Here is a 26,321-nt window from a genome sequence, read left to right on the forward strand (position 1 = left end):
GAGTTTTCTATTTGCATTGAGTTTAAATAGTAGTTGTATTTTTTTTATGATTTTTACTGTTTATTCCATAAATTAATTTTTATCAGTGTTTTAAAATATGTAATTAATTTTTGCCAAAAAAGTACTAAAACCAGACATTTTTTTAAGATTATCTCATCAAACTGGGAAACTCGAGAATTTAATATTTGTGATTTTAATTTATTTATTTTTCTGAGGATTCTAGTTTTTAAACTTTGCAATAAATTTGTTGTAAATCCAGAAACCAAAAAACAGCAATCCTATTACTGAAAAAATAATTAACGGAATTAGCCAATAAGCTGTGGATTTTTCAATATTTGACTCAGTAGTGTCAGAATTTTTTTCTAAACCATCAAAATTTAAATCGCCTAAGGGTGAAAAATCTGAATTAAAAATAGTTAGTTCTTTTTTTCCATTTAGTTGAGGTGTTCCAGGTTTTAAAACAAGTGTTGCCTTTTCCAATTTTGGATTAGTTCGAAAATTATTCACAATTTGTGAAATATTCTGTAAATACAAATATTTTCTTGAATCGATTTCTTCAGGTAAAAGGAGATTATAGACATGATCTTTAATGGCATTTTCCAAATTTTCACCGTTTTTTGAGATAGAAAGACTAAATTCTTTGGCTTTAATTTGATTTAAATTGTTAATTTTAGGGCTATTTAGACTTCCTATGATATTAACAAGTTTAATAGTTTTTGATCCATAAAATTTATTAATTTGATTTTCCTTGACTTTTAGGGTCAAATTTCAAATTTTGTGGGGTATTTGTTCACTTTCTTCGATATTTTTAATCGCTTTTTCGACGACATTATCAAAATTTTCAATCACAAAGTCAAAATTATACTTGTATTTAAGGTCTTTTCAACTCGCCTGGATTTGCTCTAATATAAAATTTTTGGCATTTTGTAAATTTTCAATACCAGTAAGATTAATTCTCTCTAACAAAAGTTCATCAAAAATATTTGTTGAATCTTGAAAAATATCACTATTTTTTGTGCTTTTTTTCACAACAATAAAGGGAGTTTGTAAATGAAAAAGCTCTTTAAACTCGGGTTTTAGATCAAAATTGGCAATTATATTTTCGTCATTTTCTTCTAAAAACAGATTTACTTTGTCAAAATTTTCTTGATTTGAAAAGTAATCAATTATTTGAGATGAATTTTGCAAATTTTGATTTACTTTATGTTTGTCATTTTTCAAATTAAATTTAATTTTAGCTTTATTTTTATTTTGCTCTGAATCTTTAATTTCAATGTCAGAAAAACTTAGGATACCTAAAACTTCTTCAAAATTTTCTGCTTTTTTATCATCTTTTTTAACTATTTTAATGTCAAAATCAAATTTATTATCTTGACCCTGAACAATATTCTCAATTTTTATATCAATATTACTAGAATTTTCATTTTCATCTACAAAAAATTTAGATATTTCAGAAATCATTTCTGGGTTAATTTCGAGTGATTTACCACCTGTTGTGCTCTCAAAATCGTAATTTGAACCCTTGTTTTCGTTAATTTCTTGATCTAAATTTTCAAAATTTAAATTTTTTTGAACTAATAAAACAATTTTGTTTTTAATTTCGATGTTTTCGTCTAATTTTTGATTAATTTTCTTAATCTGCTGTGTTTTTACAACATTGTCAATAAAATTTCTTCAATATAATAAAATTTGTTCATAGGTCAGTTTTTTGATATTTTCACTAGTTATTTTTTCTAGAAGCAAGTATTGTTCTAAAATTTGACCTGCTTTTGATTCCCAAAAAGGGATAATTGATTTATTTGGAAAAACATCATTAAAAAGTTGTGAACTTGAATTTTCACCAATAGAAACAATTTTATATGATGAAAGTCCTTTGTCAAATTTAGATGAAAAAAGTCAAACTCCACCGATCGAAAAATATTTATTTGTACTATTAGTAATGTCAAATTTTTCTGATTTTTGGCCATTTTTGTTTAAAATTTCAAAATTTTCACTATTATCTGAGTCAACTAAATATCTAAAAGATGAAACTTTATCATTTTCAGGATTTGAATTTAACACTATATTAGCGCCTTTTCCACTGACACTTGCTTCTGCGATGAATCCAAATTCTGACTCAACACCTAAATTAAAACGCGAAATTTCGCTTGGAAGTTGTGCAAAATTGCTATTTTCAGGTATAGAATTAGGATTTTTGCCGGTTGATACTCAAACAATTTGTTTTTTAGTTCCAGTTTTTACATCAATTAACGGGTCATATTCAGGATTTTTAACTTTAACTCCAAATTGATCATAAATTATTTGACCATTTTGGTCTTTTAAGTAAGGTTCAATTAATTTTTGTTGATCCTTGTTATTTTTTGGATCTCAAGCAAATCACTTTATATCCATAATTGAATTTGCGGCTTTAATTACAAATTCAATTTCATAAACGGCAACTAATTCTGAATTATCCTGTATTTTATTGTCTTTTTTAAATTTTTTAATTTCAATTTTATAACTATTAGTTGAATTTTGCTGGTTTTTTTGCTCAAGCCTTAAATCCTCAAGATCATAATTAAAATTAAGATCCAGAACATCGATAGGATTTCCGTTGACATATAAAATTTCATTTTCATCTGGATTTGTAATGAAATTTAGCTTTATTTTATTATGATATTCCCATTTTCCACCGTATATTTTCCGAATTCCGTCCTCGTATGTTTCGGTTTTTGGTTCAGAAATTTTCACTGGTTTGTCAATTTTTGACTCATAAGTTTTAGGATCATAAATATTACCCGGAATAATTGTCAATCTTTTTCAAAATTTGTCATTATTTTCAAAAAACAAGTTCACATTCACTTTGTTATTTAACTGGAAATTGTAAAAATTTTTGTCCTGAGGGTGCTTAAATCTTAGAAAAAATTCAATTTGCGTGTCGCCAATGACATTAAAATGTAGATCTTCATTGTATTTTTTTCCTTTTTTAAAAAGTTCGTTTGAAAATTCTGTAACTTTTTTTTGAATTTCTTTCAAACCTTTCTGAGATGAGGTCAGCGAAAAGCTTTGAATTTCATCATTTTTTTGTTGATTTGTTTCAATATTTATCGAAATTTGGTTATTCTTGATAATTGAATTATTAAAATTTTGCCTTAAATCAGACAAATATTTTTCAAGTTCTAGTTCCTTATTTAGAACTCTTTTTTGGTATGAATATCGATATTGTAAATTTACAGTAAATTTTTTAATTTTATCTCTTTGTAATTCAAATCCCACGCTGTAAATTAAATGACTTATTTTTATATTTTTAAGATTAAAATTCTTTTCAAGTTCGCCAATTTTATTTTTGGCATATTCATTTAAAATGTTTGAAATGTTAATTTTATTATATTTTTTTGATGTAATTGATAATGAATTTCGATCAAAAATTGACTTATCATATTCGCCATAAATGCTAAAAACTGTTTCTTGTTTTCAATCTCTGAATTTGGATTCACTTAAATAAAATTGTCAATTTCGACAACTTTCTAGTTGACTGCAATATTCAGGTGCTAAATTTTCATCTCTTATTTCAGGTTTTGAACCTGGTTTGTAAAATTTTTCTTTGATTGTTCGATCAAATCAATATGAATTTAGTTTTCTTATTTCACTTTTTGAGTCAATTTTTTTATCTTTTATTCACTCAAAACTAAATGAATCAGGTTGTCTTTCAATTTCTAAGTCAAATTGAGCACTAAAATTTGCAAATTCAGACTTTATTTCATAATTATCATAATTATTTAATTTAAAATAAGCTGTGTTTTGGTAACCTGCTGACAAAAAAAGCACAGGAATAAGGCCAGAAATTAAAAAAAATGGTAATTTTTTGCTCATTAATCTCCTTTGTTAATTAGTTTATCTCCTTTATCAAAAAATAATTTTTTCTCTGCATTATTAAAATATCCTGAACAAATATATCGATCATTTAAATTTGCAGAAAAAATGAATTCACCTATTTGGGCCAGTGCAATAAATTTTTTTTCTTCATCAGTAAGTCCGCCTGAAGATGAAAAAAGTTTGTCTACTTTATTTATATCGTTACTTTTTAAATTAAAAAAGAAAGCATACTGGCAGTTTTCAATAATAGCTTCACTTTTTCGGGCAGCTTCGCCGCTAATTGCAAAATCACCCGGATTTTGTGTTGTTATTATCAATCCACCGTTGTATTTACGAATAGTTTTAGCAATTTTAAACAAAAAATCTAGCGCGATTGTGTTTGACTCATCAATAAATCGGTGCGCCTCGTCGACAATTAAGGTAATTTTTTTATTTTTGTAAAAATTTGTAGCAATTTTTCCTTCTATAAATGATAGAATTAAAAAAAATGCTGCTTGGTAAATACGTTTTTCAAGATGCATCAATGTTGAAACATTAAAAATTACAAGACCATTTTGAATATCAAAGTTGGAATTTTGCCCGTTAAAAAGTCTATTAAGTTTCCCGTATTTACTAAATTCGTACTCCAAAGTTGATGAGACAATCATTTTTTCATGCTGACTGATGTAGGAAAAATCCATTAATTTGTAATTAGCAATTAAGTCATCAATAGTTGGAAATTCACGGGGTTCTAAAAGACTAATATCATTAAAAAGTGTATAAAAGTTCTTATTTTTATAAATTTCATTAACACATTCAATGATTGACATTAACATTTTGTGGTCTAAATTTGGAAGTAAAATGCCAAAAAATCGCTCTAAATTTTGAAGGTGAAGTGAAATAGTTTCGCCGTTGTTATAAATACTTTCATCAATCATTTTTGACTGAGGATTAAAAACTTTTTGAATTTGTAAAGGGTTAAAAATTGTTGATGATCCACTGGCAAAATTAATTGTATTTGCTTTTAGTTCTTCGCCGATTTTCCAATATTCGTTTTGTGGATCTAAAATAATCACTGAATTTCCGACAGCTTTATTATAAGTTAATAATTTTTTTGTCAATGTTGACTTACCAGCGCCAGAAGTCCCTAAAATGAAACAGTTTGAATTTTTTCGATCTTGATTTTGCAAAAAAAGATCGAAAAAAATAGGTGTATAATCAGTTTTACTAATCCCAATTATATTATAATTTCCGTCATTGAAATTTCGCGATGTAAAAGGAATTCCAAAAGCAACATTACTTGCTTGCATTTCAATTTCTTCCTTTAAAAAGTTGCTAAAACGGAAAAAAAGTGAAGCAAAACCTTGTAATTGACGGTATTTTAGTGGATTTATTGTCCCACCAATGTTTCTTAAATTATTTCGATTTTTACTTTCAATTTCTTTAAGTTGAGATTTAGTCTCCCCTCAATTCAAAAAAATAAATGTCGAATAAAAAATTTCTTCATTTGAAGAGCCAGCAATGTTAATTATTTCTTCAAGAGCTGCTCGTTCTGTAGCGGTTTTAGATTTTTGGACAACATTTTTTTGGTCATTCAAATTAGATTCTAAATTTTTGGCACCTCGATTAAAACTTGTTTCTTTTTCCGCACTTGTTAGTCGATTTAAATGTCAAACCACGCTGCTATTTGTTGAAAAAAGTTGAGCTGCTCATCCAAGAGGAAGATTAAAAGGATATTCATTAATTGTTTGAACTGAAAAATAAATGTCATTAATTTTAAAATGTTCTGGATGTCATTCAATTCGGTCTTGTGCCAAATATTTGCTAATATCATCACCTTCTTGAATTTTTTTGTATTCCTGATCACTTAAAAAATCACTAAAATTGATTATTTTCAAATTTAAATCAAGCAAATCTCTAAGTGTGCAAGTTTTAGCGCGAAAACCTGTTGATGAAATGTTCGATCTGAGCAAATTAAGTTGCTGAAGCAAACTAACATCATTTTTTTCATAAATAACAATAAAATACCGATGATGCAAATAAGTGTCAAAATTTGCAATATCATTTTTGTAAAACTGGCAAAAATTCTCGTTCAAATTAGCTTTACATTCATCCTGATTTTGTAAAAAAAACAGTTTATTTTTTGTTAAATCATTAGGATGAGCAATTTTTACAATCGAAATTCGACTATTAACAGCATTAACACTTGTTGTAAATTGTTCAAGAATTTGTTCGATTTTTTGACTTCCAATGCTAAAAATATCTTGACCATAAATTTCAATTCCAGCTATAAAACCGCCAGAAATTTTAATAAAATCCTGTTTAGCACGGCTATATGGTAATAAATTTCGTGTATTTGCACTTGTAGAGGAAATTTTGCTATAAACTTTAGGTCTTGTAAAATAGAGAGCAATATACCAGATAATTTTATAACCTTTTAGCCCCCAATTTTTGTAGTATTTTATTAATGGAACTGTTCAAACTAAAAAAAATGCCGTAGAAATCAACATTTTTACCAAAATAAATAAATTTTCAGGCAGCGCAAAACCAATAGAGGCAGAAACTAAAAACAAAACTATAATTATCGGAATGTCAATTAGCGTAATGTGTCGAAAAATTTGGATTTGAACATTTTTAATTCGTTTATTTTGTAATTTCATAATTTCCCTATCCAAAATACAAAAAGTTTGTATTAATTGTTTTACTTATTTTTTTCTTGTTTTTCAGCGCTATTAGTGTTTGTTTTATCTGATTGGGCCTCAATTTGTTGATCTTTTTTAGTCATATTTTCGTTTAATTCATTTTTAACAGGTTTTAAATTTTGGTTAGATTCACCAGTTTTTAATTCAGAATTTAAAATTATTTCAGCATTATTTTGGGCTTGATTGTCAGCATTAATTTCTGTTTTTTTACTTCTAGTTCGTGTTTTTTTAGGTGCTGAATTGTCAATTTTTTCATTATTTTGTTCAATTTGTGGGCCTGTTTTTTCAATGGTTTTTGCATTTTCTTCTGATGATGCAGACACGCCGCTACTTTTTTCACTAGTTTTTACTTTTTTTGCCTTTTCTTTTGTCTCACTAGTTTTTTCATCTAATTTTGAATCAGATTTTTCAATTTTTACCTTTTTTTCTTTAGATTCACTTGCTTTTTCTGCTTTAGTTTCTTTCTTTTTTACTGCTTTTTTAACTTTTTTAGCCTCTTTTTCAGAGGTTTCATCTTTTGTTTTAGAAGATTTTCTTCTTGTTTTTTTAGTTTCTTCTTTGGGTCATTCACCTCAAAATCTAGCCCAAAAACCTTTCTTTTTTGCAGGTTTTTCTACTATTTCTGAATTTTCAGTTTGCTGTTTTTCACCAGATTTATCTTCAGAATTCTCTTGTTGATCTGAATTTGGTGTAATTTCAACATCATTTTTTTCAATTTTTGGCTGTTTTTCATCACTAGATTCATTTTTAGATTGACTTAATAAATCGGTTTGTTCTAGTTTATCTTCGGAAGCTGCACTTTTTTCAGTCAATAATGAATCATTTTGATTTATTGTCGCTGCTTCCTCGCTTTTATTTTGAGATGATGGGTTTTCTGATGTTTTTTCAACACTTGACCGTGTATTTTTTGGCTTTTTCTCTAAATTTTGACCAGAATCACCCCTTTTAAATTTCGAGAATAAATTATTAATTTTTTTGCTAAAAAAATTTTTTAATCCTGTTTGTTCACCATTTAAAGCCCGATTAGCTCTGTAATTTCGTCACTTTTTAATCAAAGGTCTAGCCTTATACGCGGCATAAGCAACACCAGCCCCGATTCCCACTAGATTCATTGCATTTCTTCAAGGGCTTTGCTTTTGATTTGGAAGAATTGAATTATCAATAATATCAAAAGGTTTTTTTTGATTTCATTTTGAAGGCAAACCTGTTAAATCAGTAGCATTTTTGTGATTATTTTGGTTTAATTTAAACATTGTCCCGGCGGCTCCAGCAAGAGCAACTCCTCCAACTTTTAGAGTAGAAGAAGCCAATCTTTGGTGGTGTTCAACGGCTCCAGCCTGTCCATAATTAGCGGCAATTTGGCGAGTAAAGGTAGAAATTGCCAGTCCGCCCCCGATTATAAAAGATATTTTTAGCAAAAAACGGAAGATAAATATCCCTTTTGCCCCTTCAAAATCAATTGAATCTGCAATTTTATAGGTCGAAGCTACTCAAATTAAGAACAAATTAAAACTGACTTGGTAAATAATAATTACTGCAAATTGCCCAAAAAATGTTCTTGTTCAAGTTTTTAGTTTTCGACCATCGTCCCAAATGCTACTTACTGCTCAAAGTGGCATTGTTATAAAATTCATAAAAAGTTGGGCTGATGCAGTGAAAAGTGAAATAAAACTAATTCCTAAAATATAGGAAACAACAATTGAAGATGCCGAAAGTGTTATAATTAAAATTATTGCCTCACCGGATTCCATTGCCGTAAAAGTTGAATAAGATGGAACACTAAATTCTTCGCTAATTGTTTTAATTTCGCTGTCAGGAATTTTGTTTGAGGCTGATCTTAACATTAGATCAATTAAATTTTGATCGCCACTAATATAATTATTTATTATTGTTAAAGTTGACTGAATCGCAATTAGTAAAGTAAAAAAAATAACCGGAAAAGTGAAAATAAAAATAAAAGAGCCAACACTAACTTTAGACATTGCCGCAATTTCTGTATCTGCAGAATTACGGCGAATAATTAAAAATTTGACATATCGCAAAATAAGAATAATAAAACCCATTGAAATCGAGGCAATTACAAAAATTCAAAAACCGATTGGAAGACTTTCAAAGGAAAAAGTTTGCCTATGAAAAATTGCATGGACAATAATGTTTATGCCAATTTTTTCGAAAATATAATTAAAAAAGGCAATAACTGAAAAAGGTAAATAAACAAGTAAATACCATCCTAAAACAAAAAATGGGTAGGTAATAATATTGATTAAACCACTAAAAAGTCAACCAAACATTACCCTTTAGCTCCGCCAGTTGCTGCTGAACTTGCAACAGAAATTATTACTGTTGATAATCCAAGGGCAACTAGAATAATCACAAATCCAATTGAAGACCAAATTAGTGCTTTTTTCCACTTGTCACGCTTTTCAACATCATGCGTAATCGAAAGCATTGTTGCAAAAAAGACAATTGCGGCAACTAAAATTCCGCCAACAACAGGCATTCCTATTTGAGTCAGATATTTTATTCAATTTTGCAACGTAGTTGCAAGAGTCGATAACTCGCCTCCGACTTTTGTGTCTTGAAATAAACTTAAAAAATACATTATTTTTCACCTATTCCTATTTTGTAATGCACATCTTTGATTTCAGTTATCCAATTTGCTCCTTGATAAATTAAGTCAAAATTACCTTTAAAATCAATTAGATTCTCATAATTATCATCATAAAAGCAATAAATTTCCTTACCAAGATCGAGAAAATAATTAACTAGATTTTGTGATCCACCTTTTTGTCTAAGTGAATAAACCACTAAAAAATTACTAAGGGCAGCAACTAATCGATTCCGTTGGATTAGTCGTTTTTTATTAATATTAACCCCCTTAGGGTATTCAGAAATTATCAATAATTTATCATAATCTTTAAAATTTTCAAACATTCAAGGATTTTCAACGCCATTTACTGACACGCCAATAATTGGTATTTCATGTAAACGGAAAAATTCCATTACTTTTTGTTCTACCCCTTTGTAGCCATTTGTTACTAAAACGTGTCTTTTTATTATTTGATCAAGTGAATGATTAAAAAAACTTTGAATTTGAGGGATGTAATTTTCACCAATTAGCGAGGCTTTTGGCTGCAGGTCATTTAAAAATTCAATATTGCCACTATAAAATATCACATATGGCGGGTTTTTAAGAATCCGTAAGGATTCAGGGTAATTTTTATCTGTAATTGTAATTGCCCTAACCTCCCCTGAATTAATTAATTGTTCAATTTTTTCTATTTGTTCATCTGTTACCTCTTCATTTTGTTGAATTGCCTTTTGGATTGAAAAATAATCCCCTTTATATTTGATTGCATAATGGATTAATTTTGTATTCATACGTCCTCCTTCTGCTCTAAATTAAGAAAAAACCCCCAAGAAAACATTAAAAAAAACTTTTTAGCTAAAAAGTCTTTTTATTGTCCTTTTTTAGTAAATAAACCTAAATCTGGCTTAATTTATTGTTTTTTATTTTTTTCCTGAGTTTTTCAGTTTGATGCAAAAATTCACTTTTAGTGAATATAAAAACGTAAAAACACCCGTAAATCGGTGTTTTTTGACGCTAAAATCTAAATCTTTATTATTTTAAAATTAACGTTTTGCAAAAAAAAAAAAAAAAATGCTTGGTCTAAAATAAAATTATGTTATAATAAATTTCACTTAAGAACAGTTAATAAATTTAGGAATCAGAATTAAGGGGAATTACTTATGTTTTTGCCATAAAAAAATCAGAAAATGCGAATTATCCATTATGTTTTTAAATATAATGGAATGCTTTAAATTTACCCGTTTAGAAATCTACAAATTTAGGGCTTTTAATTATTGTTCTTTCAAAACTTCACATATTTTTTTTAGGCTCAATGTAAGTAAAAACGAGTTTTCTATTTACATTGAGTTTAAATAGTAGTTGTATTTTTTATGATTTTTTTTATTTTGTCCATAAATTGATTTTTGACAGGTTTTAGCTAAAAAAGGTAGTTTAAATATTTTATAATTTTGCTTTTTTAGTCAGTAAACCTAAATCCGGCTTAACTGATTGTCTTTATTTTTCTAGAAAAATTTTTGAATTTATAACAAACTAAAACATAAAAAAAGCTATGAATTCATAGCTTTTTTTATGTTTTGATGGAATTAAAACAACATTAACTAACTACTTTTCTCAATTTTCTCTTTTTTAGTCAAGAATTTAAAAATTTAACGATATACCCAATTAAAATTGCGGCAACGTAACTTATTAAAGGTATAAACTGCTCAAAAGTTACTTCTTCAGAACTACTACTAATAAATGGTAATTGTGAAACAATAAGGGTAAATAAAATAACAATCATACCTATAATGTAAATTACAATTTCTCAAATTGGTATTTGTTCGCTTTTTCGTCATTTTCAAATCAAAACTGTAAAGAGTGTGAGAAAATACTGAATTAAAAAGGAGATATTTCCTGCCTTTAAAATTGTACCAAAGGTGTCTGTAACACCGGCAATTCTAGGGATAATTGTAAAAATTATACTTGAAGTAATAGCAAGCGAAACTGAAAGATAAATAGCATGATGGTATTCGTTGTGTTTATTTTTTTTGGCAAAAACGGAAGGTAAAAAACCGTCTTCAGCAAGTGGTGCAATATATCTTGCATAAGGTTGGACTGATCCCATTGTTGCTGACATTCGATTAAAGAATAATCCGATTGTAAAAAGTGATACTCCTGTGGTACCTCAAAGAGTTTTGTAGACTTGTTCAAGCCCAAAGTTTGAAAGATATTCTTTACCAAGTCCTATAAAAATTATATAAAATAAAAAATAGGAAGAAATTACTATAAGAAACATTAGAATTATTACTTTTTTAAATCGTTTTGTTTCGACACTTTGTGAAATTGTCGCTAATGATTCAAAACCACCATAAGAATAAATAAATGATAAAATTGTACTAGCAAATAATGTAACACTAAAAGGTTCGATTTGGCTAAAAGTATGCCCATATGTATTTGATTGAATAATTAAATAAATAATTAAACCAAAACCAATAAGAAGTGTTGCCCATTTAAAAATAGCAGTAACTAAAATTATTTGTTTTGAGAGTTTAAACCCAAAACTACCGGCAAGAATTAAAATTATATAAACTACTAATGAGATTGAAACATAAACTCATTGGCGATCAGGATCAAATTGTGTTAGTAGAGTTGAAAAAAATAGCGGACTTGTTGCCGAAAAAAGCATAATTCGGGCTACTTGATTTCAACCTGTGAAAAAAACAAGTCCATTTTTAAAGGTTTTCTTAGCATATGCATAAGAACCACCAACTTCATTTTGGTATTTTTGCCCAGCTCGAGCAAAAGCAAAAATAACCGCTAAAGTAATTAAAGATGTCAGAATAAAGACAAAAACACCCCAAATTCCTTGATTAATTACTCTCGAAATAGTGGCTATGAAGCCAAATCCTACAACATAATTTAGCCCATAAAAAATAAATTGTCGTTCTGTAAGTGTGTTTTTTGATTTAGTTTTCATAATTTTGGCCTTTAATTTTTCAAAATTGTATTAAATTGTACCACTAGAAAAAATAATTAACTAAAAAAATTTACTTGAAATTTTTTTAGTTAATTTCAAGAACACCACTAATTTTGTGAATTTTTTTCTCACCTGATGGAAATTCGCTATTAGGGGTCAAAATTTGATTGTTATTTAGTAAATCTATTTTTAAATTTAAGGTTCAAGTTATTTTTTTATCATTTTTTTCTAACGTTAAATCATTTATTAATTCAGTAGTAACTAAATTTGCAAACTGAATTTGTGGAAAAATCAGTCATTTGTTATGTTCAACAACTTCAGATAATTTAATTAACTTATTATTAATTTCAGCATTAACTTTTATATATAAGTGATCTAATAAATGTTTTAAAAATGTATGTTTAGTAAAGTCGGATTTTAAATCTTTTTCTAATAATGTTTTTTTAACATCATTTTTTAAAACATCAATTTCTAAATTTTTGTTCGCTAATTCGATTTGATAAATATTGTCTGAATTTTTAGCTAAACCTGAAAATTCAAGACTTTTATTATTTGGTAAAAAGGTTTTTATCTCAGTATCTTTGTCTATTTTTCAAATTTGTAAATTAAGTCTTAATTTTCCATTTTCATCATCAGGTTGAGCACTAACAACATCAAATCCATATTTTTCTTTTTCATCATCGTTAATTTCAGGGCTAAATTCGGCAAAAGTATCTTTAAGCCCTACCCCAAAATTTCGATCATTTAAAACATGACCAATTTGATTAAAAAATGGGTTGGATATAACATCATTGTTTGAGTTTAGCAAGGAAAAAGCTAAAAATGATGGAAAAATGTTTTTAAAATCATCAGGTAATTTCTTTGCAATTAAATTTATTTGCGATGTTTTTTCTTGTTCATAAAAAAGACTGACTGCTTTTGACGATTTAATTGAGTCATTATCTTTAAGATATAAAACTAAAAGCACGTTATTTATAGGTTTTTTCTGGCTTGACCCGCTCGCGGAAGAAACAACAGCGTTAGAAAAATCTAATTTAATCGAATACTTATCGTTCAAATCTTGGATTGGGTCAATAAAATTTACATAAGTAAAATTTTTCTTAGCAGTTTTACCATCATTAATTATTGTTAGGGGGTATGAACTTTGCATGTGATTTGTAATGAGAAATGAACTAGGTAAAGTTGAAAGATAACCTTTTAATTGAACTAATTGGACATCAACTTCCTTTTCTTGCTTTTTTGGATCAAAAGGTTCAGCAACTATTTCTTCTTCATCGCTTGGTTTTTGCGGTGTAAAAGAAGGAATTTTCGGTTGTTCCAGATCTTTTTTATCATCTGTTATTTTAATTACACCCGGTTTTTCTTCAATTACATCAGGGTTTTTTATAACAGCGGGTGGCAAATCAGGTTTTTGACTAATCACAGGAGGCTTATTTTCTTCCTGAGTTTTACCCTTATCAATTTGGGTTTCTGTATTAATTCCAGGATTTGATGGATTTTGACCTGGAGTTGAAGGATTTTGACCTGGATTTGATGGTTGAGATGGTTGTTCTTGTTTAGGTGGTGGAGCAATTTTTTGTGAATCATCAATATCTTTACTTATTTTATCAGGTAAATTTGACTCAACTGAACAACTTGATAAAAATAAAAAAATTACTGAAAAAAATAAAAAGTTTAATTTTGATTTTCTTAGTAATTTCATAATTTAAAATTTTACAATATTAATTATTAAAAGTAATAATTTTTCTTATTTTTGTTTTAAATAAAATTTAGTCAAAGTATTTTAAAAGGTGCTCTAGATTATTACTTTTTAATTCATTTTTAGGAATAAATTTAAGGGCAGCTGAATTAATACAGTAACGTCTTCCTCCTTGTTCTTTAGGTCCATCATTAAAAACGTGCCCTAAATGGGAATCAGCATTTTTTGAGCGAACTTCAACTCTAGTCATTGAGTGGCTAAAATCAAGAACTTCAACAACTGAGTCCTCGTTTAAAGGTTTTCAAAAGGATGGTCAACCGGATCCTGAATTATATTTAGTTGAAGACAAAAAAAGCGGAGTTCCGTCGATAATATCAACATAAACACCTTCTTCGTAATTATCGTTATAAAGATTATCAAAAGGTGGTTCTGTAAAATTTTCTTGTGTAACTTTGTATTGTAATTCGTTCAAATGATCAAGTTTTTTCTTGTTATTTTCCATGTTTTCTCCAAAATAAAGTTTAATTTATAAATTATACCATTTTTAAAATTATTTTTTAAAAAATTCATTTAATATTATGAATTTGAATTTATTTAAAATATAAAAAATAGCACTTTTTTATCAAAATTTTTAAAAAAATATCATTTTAATCCAAATTAGCAAAAATGCAAAGACTTTATCGGCAAAAAATTTTATTACAATACTAAAAATTAATCAAAAACCAAATTCAACATTTAACCTCGAGTTTCCCAGTTTGATGGCTAAAATTCGCTTTTTAGTGACTATAAATACGTAAAAATACCCGTAAATTCGGGTTTTTGAGGGTAAAATCTTAATTTTTATAACTTTAAATTTAGACTTTTGCAAAAAAAAAAAAAAAATGCTTGGTCTAAAAAAAATTTCTGTTATAATAGAGTCACTAAGAATGAATTAATAAATTTTGAGATTAGAATTAAGGGGGACTTGACTATGTTTTTTTCATAAAAAAATCAGCAAATGCGAATTTTCCATTATGTTTTTAAATATAATGGAATGTCTTAAATTTGACCGTTTAGAAATCTACAAATTTATGGCTTTTAATTATTGTTCTTTCAAAACTTCATATATTTTTTTAGGATCAATGTAAATAAAAACGAGTTTTCTATTTACATTGAGTTTAAACAGTAGTTGTATTTTTTTATGGTTTTTGTCAGTGTTTTAAACTAAAAAAGTAGTTTAAAAATTCTAATTTTGATTTTTAAGTTAAAATTTTAGCTTTTTTTAGTTTGCTTTATTTGATTAATAAGTAGATTTTTCTTTCATGATGGTCAGATTTAAAATTAAGTGTTTTTGCTCAAAATACTAGACCAAATTCGCCAAATTACCCGTGAATTTTGCCAAAAATGCAAAATAAAATATCTAAAAAAGCAAAAACTGCTAATCCTAAAAATTAGCTAAGATAATTTTTAGGATTTTGGATTAATTTTAACTGTATATAAGCCATCTCTTTGTAATTTTTTCTTAAAATCCTCGCGAATATTGCCGTTAAATCCATCAAGATAAGTAGACTGACCCTCCATTAATGAAATTGCATTTGAAAAAGTGTTGTTTTCTGGGTCAGTCGAATACGAATAATTTATACCAATTAAATTAAAACTTGAATCAATAGCCATCGATCCTGAAGATCCAGGGCCAAGAGCGTCTAATTTATTTTCAGAATTTACTTTTGTGTACAAATTTGAATGCTGATTTAAAACCTTTTTTAGCATTCCGTGTTTTAAATTGGCAAGAAACGGTTTTTGGTAGTTTTTTCATTTTTCGTGTTTAGCATTTCAGTCTTTATTTTCAGCATTATTATAAGGAACTCAAAGACCATGAAAAAAACTATCATTAATTACACGTGATCGTGTGTTGATTATTCCGCCTGTTGATTTATTAGATTTAAAATTTACACCTTTTTCCCAATCACCATTTTCATTATCGCTAGTAGCAACTGGATATCCGCCATAAAATTGTGTTTTTATTGGACTAAATTTCTCATTTTGACCTAGACCAATATGTCAGTCTTTTTCGTTACCAGAGTCAATCGCTTTTTTTAATTCAGGTAAAACATGCTCTAAATCAGTTTTTTTAATTTTCAGTCTTAAAATAACAAAGTCTGAACCGCCGTTTTTGGTTGTTCCAACTCGGGTGGTTTCATTATAATTGTCTAAATATTTAAGACCAACATCGACATCATGGCCCATTATTCCCTCAACTTTGTAGCGCGGAGTGTAATATGGAGCACTTAAATAGCTGTCATAAGCATCAAAAACTGGGTATTCTTTAATTTTTTCGTATGTATTTTCGTATTTATTGCCTGAAATTAAATGTTCTGAACGAGCTGCGGTAAAAAAAGGCTTTAATTTATTGCCTTTTTTTGCATCTTCTTCAGAAACAAATTCATATTTTTGGTTAACAAAGCCAGCATTTCACTTTTTTGATTTTTCGGACTGACTATCTACATCAAAAAAATACATGCTTTTGTCAAAAATTTGTGCCATATTTCAAACATGAATGTTTGTTCCAACTAAAAGTTCATAACTATCAGAATTAGCGTCATTATTTGTTATTCTATCTAAAACTCAGGCGGTGCCGTATTCTTTAAAAGCTTCAGTGCCGTATCTATTTCCAAAAAATTGATCTTGATAATATTTAAATCCATAAATTCCAAGACTAAATGAGCGATCATAAATGAACTTTTCATAGTCAATATCTTTTTTTAAATTAGAATTAACCTGATTTGATTTTCAAATTTGTTTTTTTCCTTCACCGCTTTCAAACAAAATACTAATTTCACCTTTTTTGTCATCGAAATTGGCGCTAACTTTTTTTAAATTATGAATTTTAAAAATTTTGCCAATTTCATCGATTTTCATGTAATAAAATAACTGACTTAAATTAGAAGGTAAAAAACCAAAAGGATTTTTCTTTACAATTTCTGTCAAATTTTCAGAATTACTTAGCGCCCCAGAAGATTCAACTTCAGAAAACTTTGGAAGATATACTTGTTCAGCCATTCCATTATAGGAAATACCACGGTTATAAAACATTAATTTTTCATCGTTGTTTCTACCAAAATCGCCGTAATGACCGACATTTTTTGCTAATTCTCAGAATCTTTTATTTTTATTTGGGTCATTTGGATCAAGAAAATTAATTGGCTGATTATTTTCGCCATTGTACAAAAAAGTGTATAAATTATGCACTCCAGTTTGATATTTTGGTGTATTTTGAATAATTTGCAACACTGAATGATTTAGTAAAAAATCTTTGCCAAAATAATGATCATCTTTAAAATATTCAGGATTTTGTGATTCACTGTAAATTTTATTTGTGTATTTTAACTTTGGAGTTCCTTCAAAAAGTGGATTATAAATTTTTGTATTGTAATTTACAGTTTGAAATTGACTTAAATTTACATTATTAATAGGGGAATTATTAGTCGGAACATTATTGATTTTGGGGCTAAAATTATTTATAATTTGTGATTTTGGTTTTTCTTGTGGCTTAATAATTCTGGTAATTTCAGGTTTATTAGGGCTAGGTGGTTTTAAAATTTTTTGTATTTTAGTTTTAGAAAAATTAGGTTGAGGATTAGGGCTTTTTTCAACTTTTTTTGACTCTTCTTCTTTAACTGGTTTTTGAACTTCATCTAAATTTTGTTCTGGTTTTTCGTTTTTTACCTTTAAAAAGGAAGTAAAAACAAACTCTTTTGGTATTGAAAGTTGCTTTTTAGTATCAACAAGCAAAACATTAACTCTTAGCAAATTTTGGTCAAAATTTTTATTTAAACTCAATTTTTGCAAATTGTATTTTTCGCTATCATATTCAAAGTTAATGTTTTTCCAGTCAACATCATCAAGACTGGTTTGCTGTTGGTTTTCAATTTTTGCATGAATTTTAGGTCTAATTTGTTCTTTAGAGTCAAATTTATCGCTGTTTACATTGCATGCTGAAAATAAAATTATTGATAATGAACCAAAAAACAAATTAGAAAAAATTAGTTTACTAAGCTTTTTCATAAAACAAACCGTTTTGTTTTTTACAAACTTAAATTTAAATCTTATACATTTTTATTAAGTTTTGCTAACCAAATTATAGCATAAAAAGACTAAATTTTAAGTTGAACCACTTGTGTAATTGCCCACTTTGAAGCATTATCAAAAAAAATTAATAAAAAAAATGACAAACCAATAAAAAAAAAATTAATTTGTGGTATAATTATATTTATAATCAAAATATTTTAGAAATTCATTTTTTACTAAAAATTAAATTTCATTTTGATAGAATTAACTAATTTTAGATCTTCAAAGCTAAATACCATATAATAAGTTTTAATGAAAAATGGCTGAAAAAATCGTTAAAGGGATAGTTGTCGAAAGATTTAACTTTAGGGACTTTGATTTAATAGTTAAATTAGTAACAAATTTTGGTATTCTTAAGATGGTTGCCCTCGGCGTACGTCGGCCAACTAGCAAAAATATTTATATATTAAATCCCGGCTGCCTTGGTGAGTTTGAGATTTTTTTGGCCAAAAATCCTAATAAATTATCTAAACTAAAAAAGGGCGAGTGCCTTGTTCGTTTAGATTTAACTAACGAAAATATTTATAAGTTTTGAAAAGTAATTTATCAATTTAGTGATGAAAATAACTATGACTCTGAACTTTTCAATATTTTTCAAAGTGCCTTTTCCAAAATAAACGAAGAAAATGTAGACGCAATAATAGTATATGTAATTATCAACTGAATTAAAATTAACGGTTGAATTGGCAATTTAACTAGTTGTAAAGTTTGCAAAACCAATAAAAGGCTTGTAAATTTTGATTTTTATGGCGGAATGGAATGCGTTTATCATCGCACTTTAAAACCTTTTTTTAGATTTAATGTCAAGGAATTGGAAATTTTGTATTGAGCCAATTTTTCGCTTGATGAATATTTAGAAAAAATCAATTTTGACCATGTTTATTCTATTTTTGAAATTTTAAAGATGTTTTTAAAAAAAAATTCATATATTATTTTTTAAATTTTTGGTATAATTTTATAAATATTTATGATTAGAATAATTTCTGGTAATTATAGGCGTGCTGTAATAAAAAATCCTGAATTTTCAGTAGTTAGGCCTATGTCCGATCGTTGTCGTGAGTCAATTTTTTCACAGTTACAATTTGAAATTCCAAATTCAAAAGTTTTAGATTTGTTTGCTGGAACAGGTGCAATCGGTCTTGAAGCCTCTTCGCGTGGGGCAAAAAAAGTTGTAGCTTCAGAATTAAATCAGCAGGCATACCAAAATATTGTTGATTTTTGCAAAAAATATAACGTAAAAAAATACGAAATATTTAATAAAAATGCAATATTTTTGCTTAACGATCTTAGTGGGCAAAAGTTTGACTTTATTTTTTTGGATCCGCCACATGCTGAAGAAGAAATTACCAAGAAATGTTTTTTAAAAATTGCAAAAAATAATTTATTAGAAGAATCTGGAATTATAATTTACAAAACTAATTTAGGTTCTAAATTAATTCCCAAATTTTTTTCAATTGAAAAAATAAAAAAATATGCTAAAAATACTGTTTTTTTCCTAAGATTTAATAATGAAGCAAAAGATGAATAAACTAATTGTAATTTCCGGTCCTTCAGGTGTTGGCAAAGGGACAATTGAGTCAATTTTATTAAAAAACAAAAAATTGCCTATAAAACTTGCAATTTCTGCAACAACCAGGCAAAAGCGAGCTAATGAAGTTGACGGTGTGAGTTATTTTTTTTTAGACCACGAAACTTTTAAACAAAAAATCAAAAATAATGAATTTATTGAGTGAAGTTGTCATCTTGATAACTATTATGGAACTTTGGAGTCTCAAATTAAATATATTCAAGAGCAAAATTTCATTCCGTTATTAGAAATTGACACAAACGGCGCTAAAAATATTATTGAAAACTATAAGAAAAATAACCAATTAGATAAAATTTTAACTATTTTTATTTTACCTCCCTCGCTTGAAGTTCTGAAAAATAGAATTGAAAATCGACTCACAGAGACATCAAATCAAATCGATCTTCGACTTAAAAAGGCTGAATCTGAAATTAAAATTAAGGATTTATTCAAGTTTCAAGTTGTAAATGACAATTTAGAACAATGTGTCGATGAAATTGAAAAAATTATAACAACAGAAATAAAAGAGCTGTAGATGAAGGGACAAATTGTTAGAGTTATAGCGGGTTTTTATGATGTTTTTGAACCATCAACCCAAAAACTCTATCCACTTTTGAGAGGATCTGGATCACTTAGGCAAAAACAAATATCTCCTTTAGTTGGAGATTTTGTTGAATTTGATCCTAGTGGATTTATTAAAGAAATTCTTCCAAGAAAAAACTGACTAAAACGCCCAAAAGTTGCTAATATTGACCAAGCACTTATTTTTGTTTCCCTAAAAGAGCCTAATTTTTCGCCTTTATTACTTGACACTTTTTTGTTAATGATTGAATTTAAAAATATTAGTCCAATTTTGATAGTTACCAAAGTTGATCTTGAACCAGATTATAAAAATTTGTTGCTTGATTATCAAAAAATGGGATATTCTATTTTCTTTATTAATAACAATAAAAAAAAAATTCCTAGCGATTTGCAAGAAAAACTTAAAAATAAACTGAATTTTGTCATCGGACAAAGTGGAGTTGGAAAAACAAGTTTTATTAATAATTTGTTTGGCACACAATTCCAGGTTCAGGAAATTTCTTTGTCATTAAATCGCGGAAAACACACTACGCGAGTTGTCCAAATTATAAGAAAAGGAGACTTTCAGATAGTAGATACGCCTGGATTTTCTAGTTTTAATTACGATGAAATTCCCAAAGATCAAATTAAAAGTTCATTTGAAATTTTTCGCCAGTTTTTGCCTAAATGTAAATTTAGAACATGCTTTCATTTTCATGAGCAAATAGAAAACTGTGCAGTAAAAAATGCTGTAAAAAACGGCATAATTTCAGAAACTAGGTATAAAAATTATCTCTATCTTTTAGAAAAATATGAAAAAAAAGATTATTAGTCCATCACTTTTGAATGTTAGCAAAAATAACCGTCTAAAATTAGTTAGAACTTTTTTGAATCTTGGAATAAAATGATTTCATTTTGATTTTATGGACGGTAAATTTGTTGAAAATACAGCAATTTCTGTTTCAGAAATTAAAAAAATTGTAACTAAATCAAAAAAGTTTATTTCTGATGCTCATTTAATGTCAGTTGATCCTGAAAGTCAAATTGAAGAACTAATTGGCTATGTTGATTTTGTCACAATTCACTTTGAAAGTAAAAATTATGACGAAATTCAAAGGATAATTCTAAAATATTCTGAAAAAATTAAAATAGGTCTTGCAATAAAACCGTCTACAAATATTGAAGAAATTTTAGACTTTCTACCCAAAATTGATCTGATTTTGGTAATGTCAGTTGAGCCTGGAAAAGGCGGTCAGGATTTTATCCAAGAAACATATCAAAAAATTAGTAACCTAGCAAAAATAATTCGTGAGTCAAATTACAACATTTTAATCCAAGTTGACGGTGGAATTAAAGATTACAATGCAAAAAAAGTCTTTGAATCAGGGGCTGATGTGATTGTTGTAGGAACTTTTCTTGCTCAAAAACCAAATAAAACTAAAATCCAAAAGTTATTAAATTAACACTAAAATGACAAGCAAAAATTACTATTTAAGAATTTGTTAAATTCATAGTTTGTGATATAATTTTTAGCATGTTATTATTTTCGATCTTTACTTACAAATAATACATTCAATAAATTTAAACTATATATACAAATTCGAGGTGTTTTATGTCAAAAATTACAAGAATTTTTGCAAGAGAAATTCTTGATTCACGGGGAAACCCAACAATTCAAGTTGAGGTTCACACCCAAGCGGGCGGTTTTGGCTCTGCAATTGTTCCATCAGGAGCTTCAACTGGATCAAGAGAAGCGCTTGAATTACGTGATTCAAATACAGAATATGCTTATAATTGATTCGGTCAAAAAGGTGTAATGACCGCAGTTAATAATGTAAATAATATTATTGCTCCTGAAATTATCGGTCTTTGCGTTAAAAATCAAAGACTTATTGATCAAAAAATGATCGATTTAGACGGAACTCCAAACAAAGAAAGACTTGGTGCAAATGCTATTTTAGGTGTTTCTTTAGCAGTTGCAAAAGCAGCCGCAAGTGAGTTGAGACTTCCACTTTTCCGTTATTTAGGTGGACCAAACCCAACTTTAATGCCAGTTCCAATGCTTAATGTGATAAACGGTGGTGAGCATGCTTCAAATACACTTGATTTTCAAGAGTTTATGATTATGCCACTTGGTTTTTCAACATTTAGAAAAGCTTTACAAGCATCAAATAAAGTATTTCACACTTTAGCAAAACTTCTTAAAAAATCAGGATTTGGAACCCAAGTTGGCGATGAAGGTGGATTTGCTCCTAACTTAAGTTCTCATGAACATGCGCTTGATTTTTTAGTTGAAGCAATCAAAGAAGCAGGATTTAATCCGGCTGTTGAAGGTGAAAATGCCATTGCAATTTCAATTGATGCTGCTGCTAGTGAGTTTTATGATGGGACAAAATATGTCTTTAAAAAATTAAAAGCAGCTTCTGCTGATCAAGAAAATCACCAAAAATATGAATTTACATCAGAAGAATTGCTTGATTATTACGGACAACTTTTTGCAAAATATCCAATAATTTCAGTCGAAGATGGTTTTGCTGAATCAGACTGAGACGGATTTATTGCTTTTACAAAAAGATTTGGACAAACACACCAAATTGTCGGTGATGATTTAACTGTTACAAATGTAAAAATTTTAAAAGAAGCTATCAAAACAAAAGCAATTAACTCCATTTTAATTAAATTAAATCAAATTGGAACACTAACTGAAACACTTGATGCAATTCAACTTGCGCAAAAATCAGGATTAACCGCAGTTATTTCACACCGTTCTGGTGAATCAGAAGATACTACAATTTCTGATCTTGCAATCGCAGTTTCATCTGGTCAAATCAAAACAGGATCACTTTCAAGAACTGACAGAATTGCAAAATATAATCGTCTTCTAGTAATTGAAGAATTTTTAGACACATATTCAAAAAGTGAATATACTGGAAGAGACGTTTTTTACAATTTAAAAAAATAATCTAAAAAAAAAAAAAAAAATAATTTAAAATATGGATATTCGTTTGATTTTAAACAACAAATCTTTTGTTGAAAAAAAATTATCAGACCGTGGTTTTGATATTTCTATAATTGCGGACTTGTATGAAAAAGCCCAAAAACGTAACTTTTTGCGTCAAGAAATTGATGAATTATTAGCGCAAAAAAATAAAACAAGCAAACAAATAGGCCTTTTTGTCCGTGAAAATAAAGATTCTGAAGATTTGAAAAACCAAGTAAGTCAAATTAAAGATAAACTGGCAAATTTAGAAACAGAGTGACAAGAACTTGATGACTGAGTTAGTCAAAAAATTCTTGAAGTGCCAAATCTTCCTGATGATTCAGTTCCTTTTGGAAATTCTGAACTTGATAACCAAGTAATTTATCACTGAGGACAGCCAAAAAAAATCGATCCTAAAATCAAGCCTCACTATGAATTTGGGAAATCTAAAGACATTTTAGATTTCAAACGAGCTGTAAAAATTTCAGGAAATCGCTTTGTAATTTATAAAAATTTAGCGGCTAAATTAGTTCGAGCTTTGATAAATTTTATGATTGACACTCATGTAAATTCAGGTTATCAGGAAATTGTTCCAAATACTTTAGTTCTTGAAAATTCGCTATATGGAACAGGTCAACTTCCAAAATTTTCAGAAGATTTGTATTCTTTAAAAAATTCTGATCTTTGACTAATTCCGACAGCCGAAGTTCCGTTAACAAATTATTATCAAGACGAAATTATTAACTTAGAAAAACCAATTTCGCTTGTTGGTTATAGTAAATGTTATCGTTCTGAGGCCGGAAGTGGCGGCAAAGACACAAGAGGTTTGATCCGACTTCATGAATTTCACAAAGTTGAACTTGTTAAAATAACAAATGAAGTTGATGGAATGAAAGAATTTGACAATGTGGTTCAAGATGCTGCTAAAATTTTGAAATTACTAAACATTCCTTATCGCGCTGTGCTTTTGTGTACTGGTGATCTTGGATTTTCAAGTAAAAAAACTATCGATTTAGAAGCATGACTTCCATCAGAACAGACATACCGTGAAGTTTCATCAATTAGTTATTGTGGTGATTTTCAAGCTAGAAGAGCAAAAATTCGCTACCGTGATGAAAAAAATAACATTTATGCGCACACAATTAACGGATCTGGCCTTGCAATTGATAGAATTGTCGCGATTTTACTCGAACAAAATCAAAACCCTGATGGTAGTTGAACAATACCAGAAGTTTTAAAACCTTATTTTAATTAGTTTTTATATATAAATTTTTAATGAATAAAATTGTACCGTAGATTTTTTATGGTACAATTTTATTTTATTTAATTAAATAAGGAGTAATAATGAAAAAATTATTGGTAGTTTTGCTTGATAAATTTCAGGATATAGAATTTACAACTTTTGTTTCCTTAATAAAAAAGGCCGATTTATACGATAAAATTGAATTTTATAATCCTGAAAACAAAATAGTAACAGGGCAATTTGGAGTTGTTCAAATTGAGGCCAAAAATCATTGAAAATCTGTTGAATTTGATGCAATTTTTATACCAGGAGGAGTTGCCGCCCAATATCTTCGAGCTTGTGAGCCAGCAATCAAATTAATCGGTGATTTTTTCGCCCAAAACAAGGATGTTTTTGCAATTTGTGATGCACCAAATGCTATTTTTGAGCGTAATTTAGCGCCAAATTATGAATTTAGTTCATACCCTGATGAAACAAATTCAGACATACCAACAAGAAAAAACGATTTAGTTACAGTTGATAGAAATTATATTTCAGCCAGAAATGCCTCATCTTCAGCTGAATTTGCATTTAAAGTTATTGAAAAAATAGCTTCAAAAGAAATTGCTGAAAAAATAAGAGACGGATTTCAAGCTTAAATTTCTAGAATTTCTCGAGTTTTCCAGTTTGATGAGTAATCTTAAAAAAGTGTCCTGGTTTAGTTTCTGGGCGCTTTTTTAACTTTTTTGGGAAAAGTTAATTACCTATTTTAAAACACTGGCAAAAATCAATTTATGGATTAAACAACAAAAATCATAAAAAATACAGCTACTATTTAAACTCAATGCAAATAGAAAACTCGTTTTTATTTGCAGCGAGCCTAAAAAAATATGTGAAGTTTTGAAAGAGCCATAATTAAAAGCCTTAAATTTGAAGATTTCTAAATGGTTAAATTTAAGGCATACCATCATATTTAAAAACATAATGGAAAATTCGCATTTTCTGATTTTTTTATAGCAAAAACATAACTAACCCCCCTTAATTCAATATCAAAATTTATTAATTATTCTTAGTGAGTCTTATTATAACATAATTTTATTTTAGACCAAGCATTTTTTTTTTTTTTTTGCAAAAGGTTAATTTTAAACTAAAAAAAATTAAAATTTTAACGTCAAAAAACACGGATTTACCGTTATTTTTCGTATTTATGTTCACTGAAAAGTGAATTTTTACCATCAAACTGTCAAACTCGGGAAGAGAAATTGCTGAAAGAAATAAGAGATGGATTTCAAGCTTAAATTTCTAGAATTTTTTCAATTTCAGTGTTAATTTCATCGCTTCTTTCGAAAAAAACTGCATGACCAGTTTGTTCAAATTTTATAAGATTTTTATTAAAATTTTCAGAAACTTTGCGAAGACTTTCTAATGACACAAAATTGTCTTCAACACCAGCAATTAAAAAATAATTATTATTTTGTTGGTAAAGTGGCAATAATTCGGTTTTCAGCCATTCCAAGTTAAAGATTTCTTCAAAAACAATCTTTCTAAAAATTTCTCTTTTTTTTGTGACATTTTCAAGAAAATTAATAGCATTTTTTGCTAAATTTTTCTTATAACTAAATTTATCAATAAAAACTAAATGTTCAAGACTATCTGTTGCAGATATAATGTCTTGAGGCAAAAGCCAATTTGATAATTTTTCAGCTTCGTTTTGCGAATTTTTCTCTAAAATAAAAGGATTGAGTGGAGCAACTAAAATTGCTTTTTTTACTAAATTTTCACTTAAAATATAAAGAGCAATAGCTCCACCAAGTGAGTGGCCGATTACAATTTGGATATCTAAATTGAGCTTTTTAATGAAACTAGCTGCAATTTTCTGGTAATTTTTAACATTAATTTCATTATTATTAGTACTTTGACCACAACCGGGAAAATCAAATGAAACAATGTCATAGTTACGATTTTGTTTATTTTTAAGTTGAAAAATGAAATTATGACTTGAATTAAAACCATGTAAAAATAGTATTTTTTGCTTTCCAGTTTCTTCTAAAAAATAAAAAATATCCTCATTTTCAACAGTAATTTTAGAATGAACTATCATTA

General features: G+C 27.9%; 18 protein-coding genes. 8 read left to right on the forward strand and 10 right to left on the reverse strand.

Going from position 1 to position 26,321, the window contains the following annotated elements:
* Positions 1 to 219: 219 nt before the first annotated feature.
* From R7X45_RS00515 to R7X45_RS00555, 9 genes are all read right to left on the reverse strand, one after another.
* Positions 220 to 3,852: an Mbov_0399 family ICE element protein gene (locus tag R7X45_RS00515; protein WP_318050751.1), complete on the reverse strand. Its 3,633-nt coding sequence runs from the start codon at positions 3,850 to 3,852 to the stop codon at positions 220 to 222.
* Positions 3,852 to 6,494, reverse strand: a complete 2,643-nt coding sequence (locus R7X45_RS00520; RefSeq protein WP_318055529.1) for an Mbov_0397 family ICE element conjugal transfer ATPase — start codon at positions 6,492 to 6,494, stop codon at positions 3,852 to 3,854. Before R7X45_RS00520 ends, R7X45_RS00515 begins: the two co-directional genes overlap by 1 nt.
* A 41-nt stretch (positions 6,495 to 6,535) precedes the next feature.
* The gene (locus R7X45_RS00525; RefSeq protein WP_318050754.1) at positions 6,536 to 8,827 is read right to left on the reverse strand and encodes an Mbov_0396 family ICE element transmembrane protein; all 2,292 of its coding nucleotides are present in this window, start codon (positions 8,825 to 8,827) and stop codon (positions 6,536 to 6,538) included.
* On the reverse strand, positions 8,827 to 9,138 hold the full coding sequence (locus tag R7X45_RS00530; protein ID WP_069099352.1) for an Mbov_0395 family pilin-like conjugal transfer protein: 312 nt from the start codon (positions 9,136 to 9,138) through the stop codon (positions 8,827 to 8,829). Before R7X45_RS00530 ends, R7X45_RS00525 begins: the two co-directional genes overlap by 1 nt.
* Positions 9,138 to 9,917 carry a DNA-processing protein DprA gene (locus tag R7X45_RS00535; RefSeq protein WP_318050756.1) on the reverse strand — a complete coding sequence of 260 codons (780 nt, stop codon included), beginning with the start codon at positions 9,915 to 9,917 and terminating at the stop codon, positions 9,138 to 9,140. The genes R7X45_RS00530 and R7X45_RS00535 overlap by 1 nt, the downstream gene beginning before the upstream one ends.
* An 803-nt stretch (positions 9,918 to 10,720) precedes the next feature.
* Complete coding sequence (locus tag R7X45_RS00540; RefSeq protein WP_334308688.1) at positions 10,721 to 12,085, reverse strand: APC family permease; 1,365 nt, start codon at positions 12,083 to 12,085, stop codon at positions 10,721 to 10,723.
* A gap of 82 nt (positions 12,086 to 12,167) precedes the next feature.
* On the reverse strand, positions 12,168 to 13,784 hold the full coding sequence (locus R7X45_RS00545; RefSeq protein ID WP_318055530.1) for an LppA-related lipoprotein: 1,617 nt from the start codon (positions 13,782 to 13,784) through the stop codon (positions 12,168 to 12,170).
* 67 nt (positions 13,785 to 13,851) lie between these two features.
* Positions 13,852 to 14,283 (reverse strand): peptide-methionine (R)-S-oxide reductase MsrB, encoded by a 432-nt coding sequence (gene msrB / locus R7X45_RS00550; protein ID WP_129644526.1) that lies wholly within the window; start codon positions 14,281 to 14,283, stop codon positions 13,852 to 13,854.
* 944 nt (positions 14,284 to 15,227) lie between these two features.
* The gene (locus R7X45_RS00555; RefSeq protein WP_318055531.1) at positions 15,228 to 17,825 is read right to left on the reverse strand and encodes an MAG2960 family serine endopeptidase lipoprotein; all 2,598 of its coding nucleotides are present in this window, start codon (positions 17,823 to 17,825) and stop codon (positions 15,228 to 15,230) included.
* A 322-nt stretch (positions 17,826 to 18,147) separates the two neighbouring features.
* Here R7X45_RS00555 and recO point away from each other — a divergent pair, with 322 nt between their 5' ends.
* The 8 genes from recO (at position 18,148) to R7X45_RS00595 (ending at position 24,877) form a co-directional block, all read left to right on the forward strand.
* The gene (gene recO / locus R7X45_RS00560; protein ID WP_258824839.1) at positions 18,148 to 18,828 is read left to right on the forward strand and encodes a DNA repair protein RecO; all 681 of its coding nucleotides are present in this window, start codon (positions 18,148 to 18,150) and stop codon (positions 18,826 to 18,828) included.
* Positions 18,829 to 18,855: 27 nt separating this feature from the next.
* A complete protein-coding gene (gene rsmD, locus R7X45_RS00565; RefSeq protein ID WP_044284015.1) occupies positions 18,856 to 19,416 on the forward strand; it encodes a 16S rRNA (guanine(966)-N(2))-methyltransferase RsmD in 561 nt (186 codons plus the stop codon).
* The gene (gene gmk, locus R7X45_RS00570; RefSeq protein WP_334308695.1) at positions 19,397 to 19,990 is read left to right on the forward strand and encodes a guanylate kinase; all 594 of its coding nucleotides are present in this window, start codon (positions 19,397 to 19,399) and stop codon (positions 19,988 to 19,990) included. The genes rsmD and gmk overlap by 20 nt, the downstream gene beginning before the upstream one ends.
* Entirely contained in the window at positions 19,991 to 20,848 is an 858-nt protein-coding gene (rsgA, locus tag R7X45_RS00575) for a ribosome small subunit-dependent GTPase A (RefSeq protein ID WP_318051018.1), read from the forward strand.
* Positions 20,829 to 21,479 (forward strand): ribulose-phosphate 3-epimerase, encoded by a 651-nt coding sequence (locus tag R7X45_RS00580; protein ID WP_318051019.1) that lies wholly within the window; start codon positions 20,829 to 20,831, stop codon positions 21,477 to 21,479. Before rsgA ends, R7X45_RS00580 begins: the two co-directional genes overlap by 20 nt.
* 149 nt (positions 21,480 to 21,628) lie before the next feature.
* Positions 21,629 to 22,978: a phosphopyruvate hydratase gene (gene eno / locus R7X45_RS00585; RefSeq protein WP_129644514.1), complete on the forward strand. Its 1,350-nt coding sequence runs from the start codon at positions 21,629 to 21,631 to the stop codon at positions 22,976 to 22,978.
* A gap of 31 nt (positions 22,979 to 23,009) precedes the next feature.
* Positions 23,010 to 24,251, forward strand: a complete 1,242-nt coding sequence (gene serS / locus R7X45_RS00590) for a serine--tRNA ligase (protein WP_318051020.1) — start codon at positions 23,010 to 23,012, stop codon at positions 24,249 to 24,251.
* 89 nt (positions 24,252 to 24,340) lie between these two features.
* Complete coding sequence (locus tag R7X45_RS00595) at positions 24,341 to 24,877, forward strand: DJ-1/PfpI family protein (protein WP_318051021.1); 537 nt, start codon at positions 24,341 to 24,343, stop codon at positions 24,875 to 24,877.
* A gap of 635 nt (positions 24,878 to 25,512) precedes the next feature.
* On the opposite strand, the gene R7X45_RS00600 is transcribed toward R7X45_RS00595, so the two are convergent.
* Positions 25,513 to 26,319: an alpha/beta hydrolase gene (locus tag R7X45_RS00600; protein WP_318051022.1), complete on the reverse strand. Its 807-nt coding sequence runs from the start codon at positions 26,317 to 26,319 to the stop codon at positions 25,513 to 25,515.
* Positions 26,320 to 26,321: the final 2 nt, after the last annotated feature.

The organism is Mesomycoplasma ovipneumoniae (genome assembly GCF_033343935.1).
Taxonomy (GTDB): Bacteria; Bacillota_I; Bacilli_A; order Mycoplasmatales; family Metamycoplasmataceae; genus Mesomycoplasma; species Mesomycoplasma ovipneumoniae_G.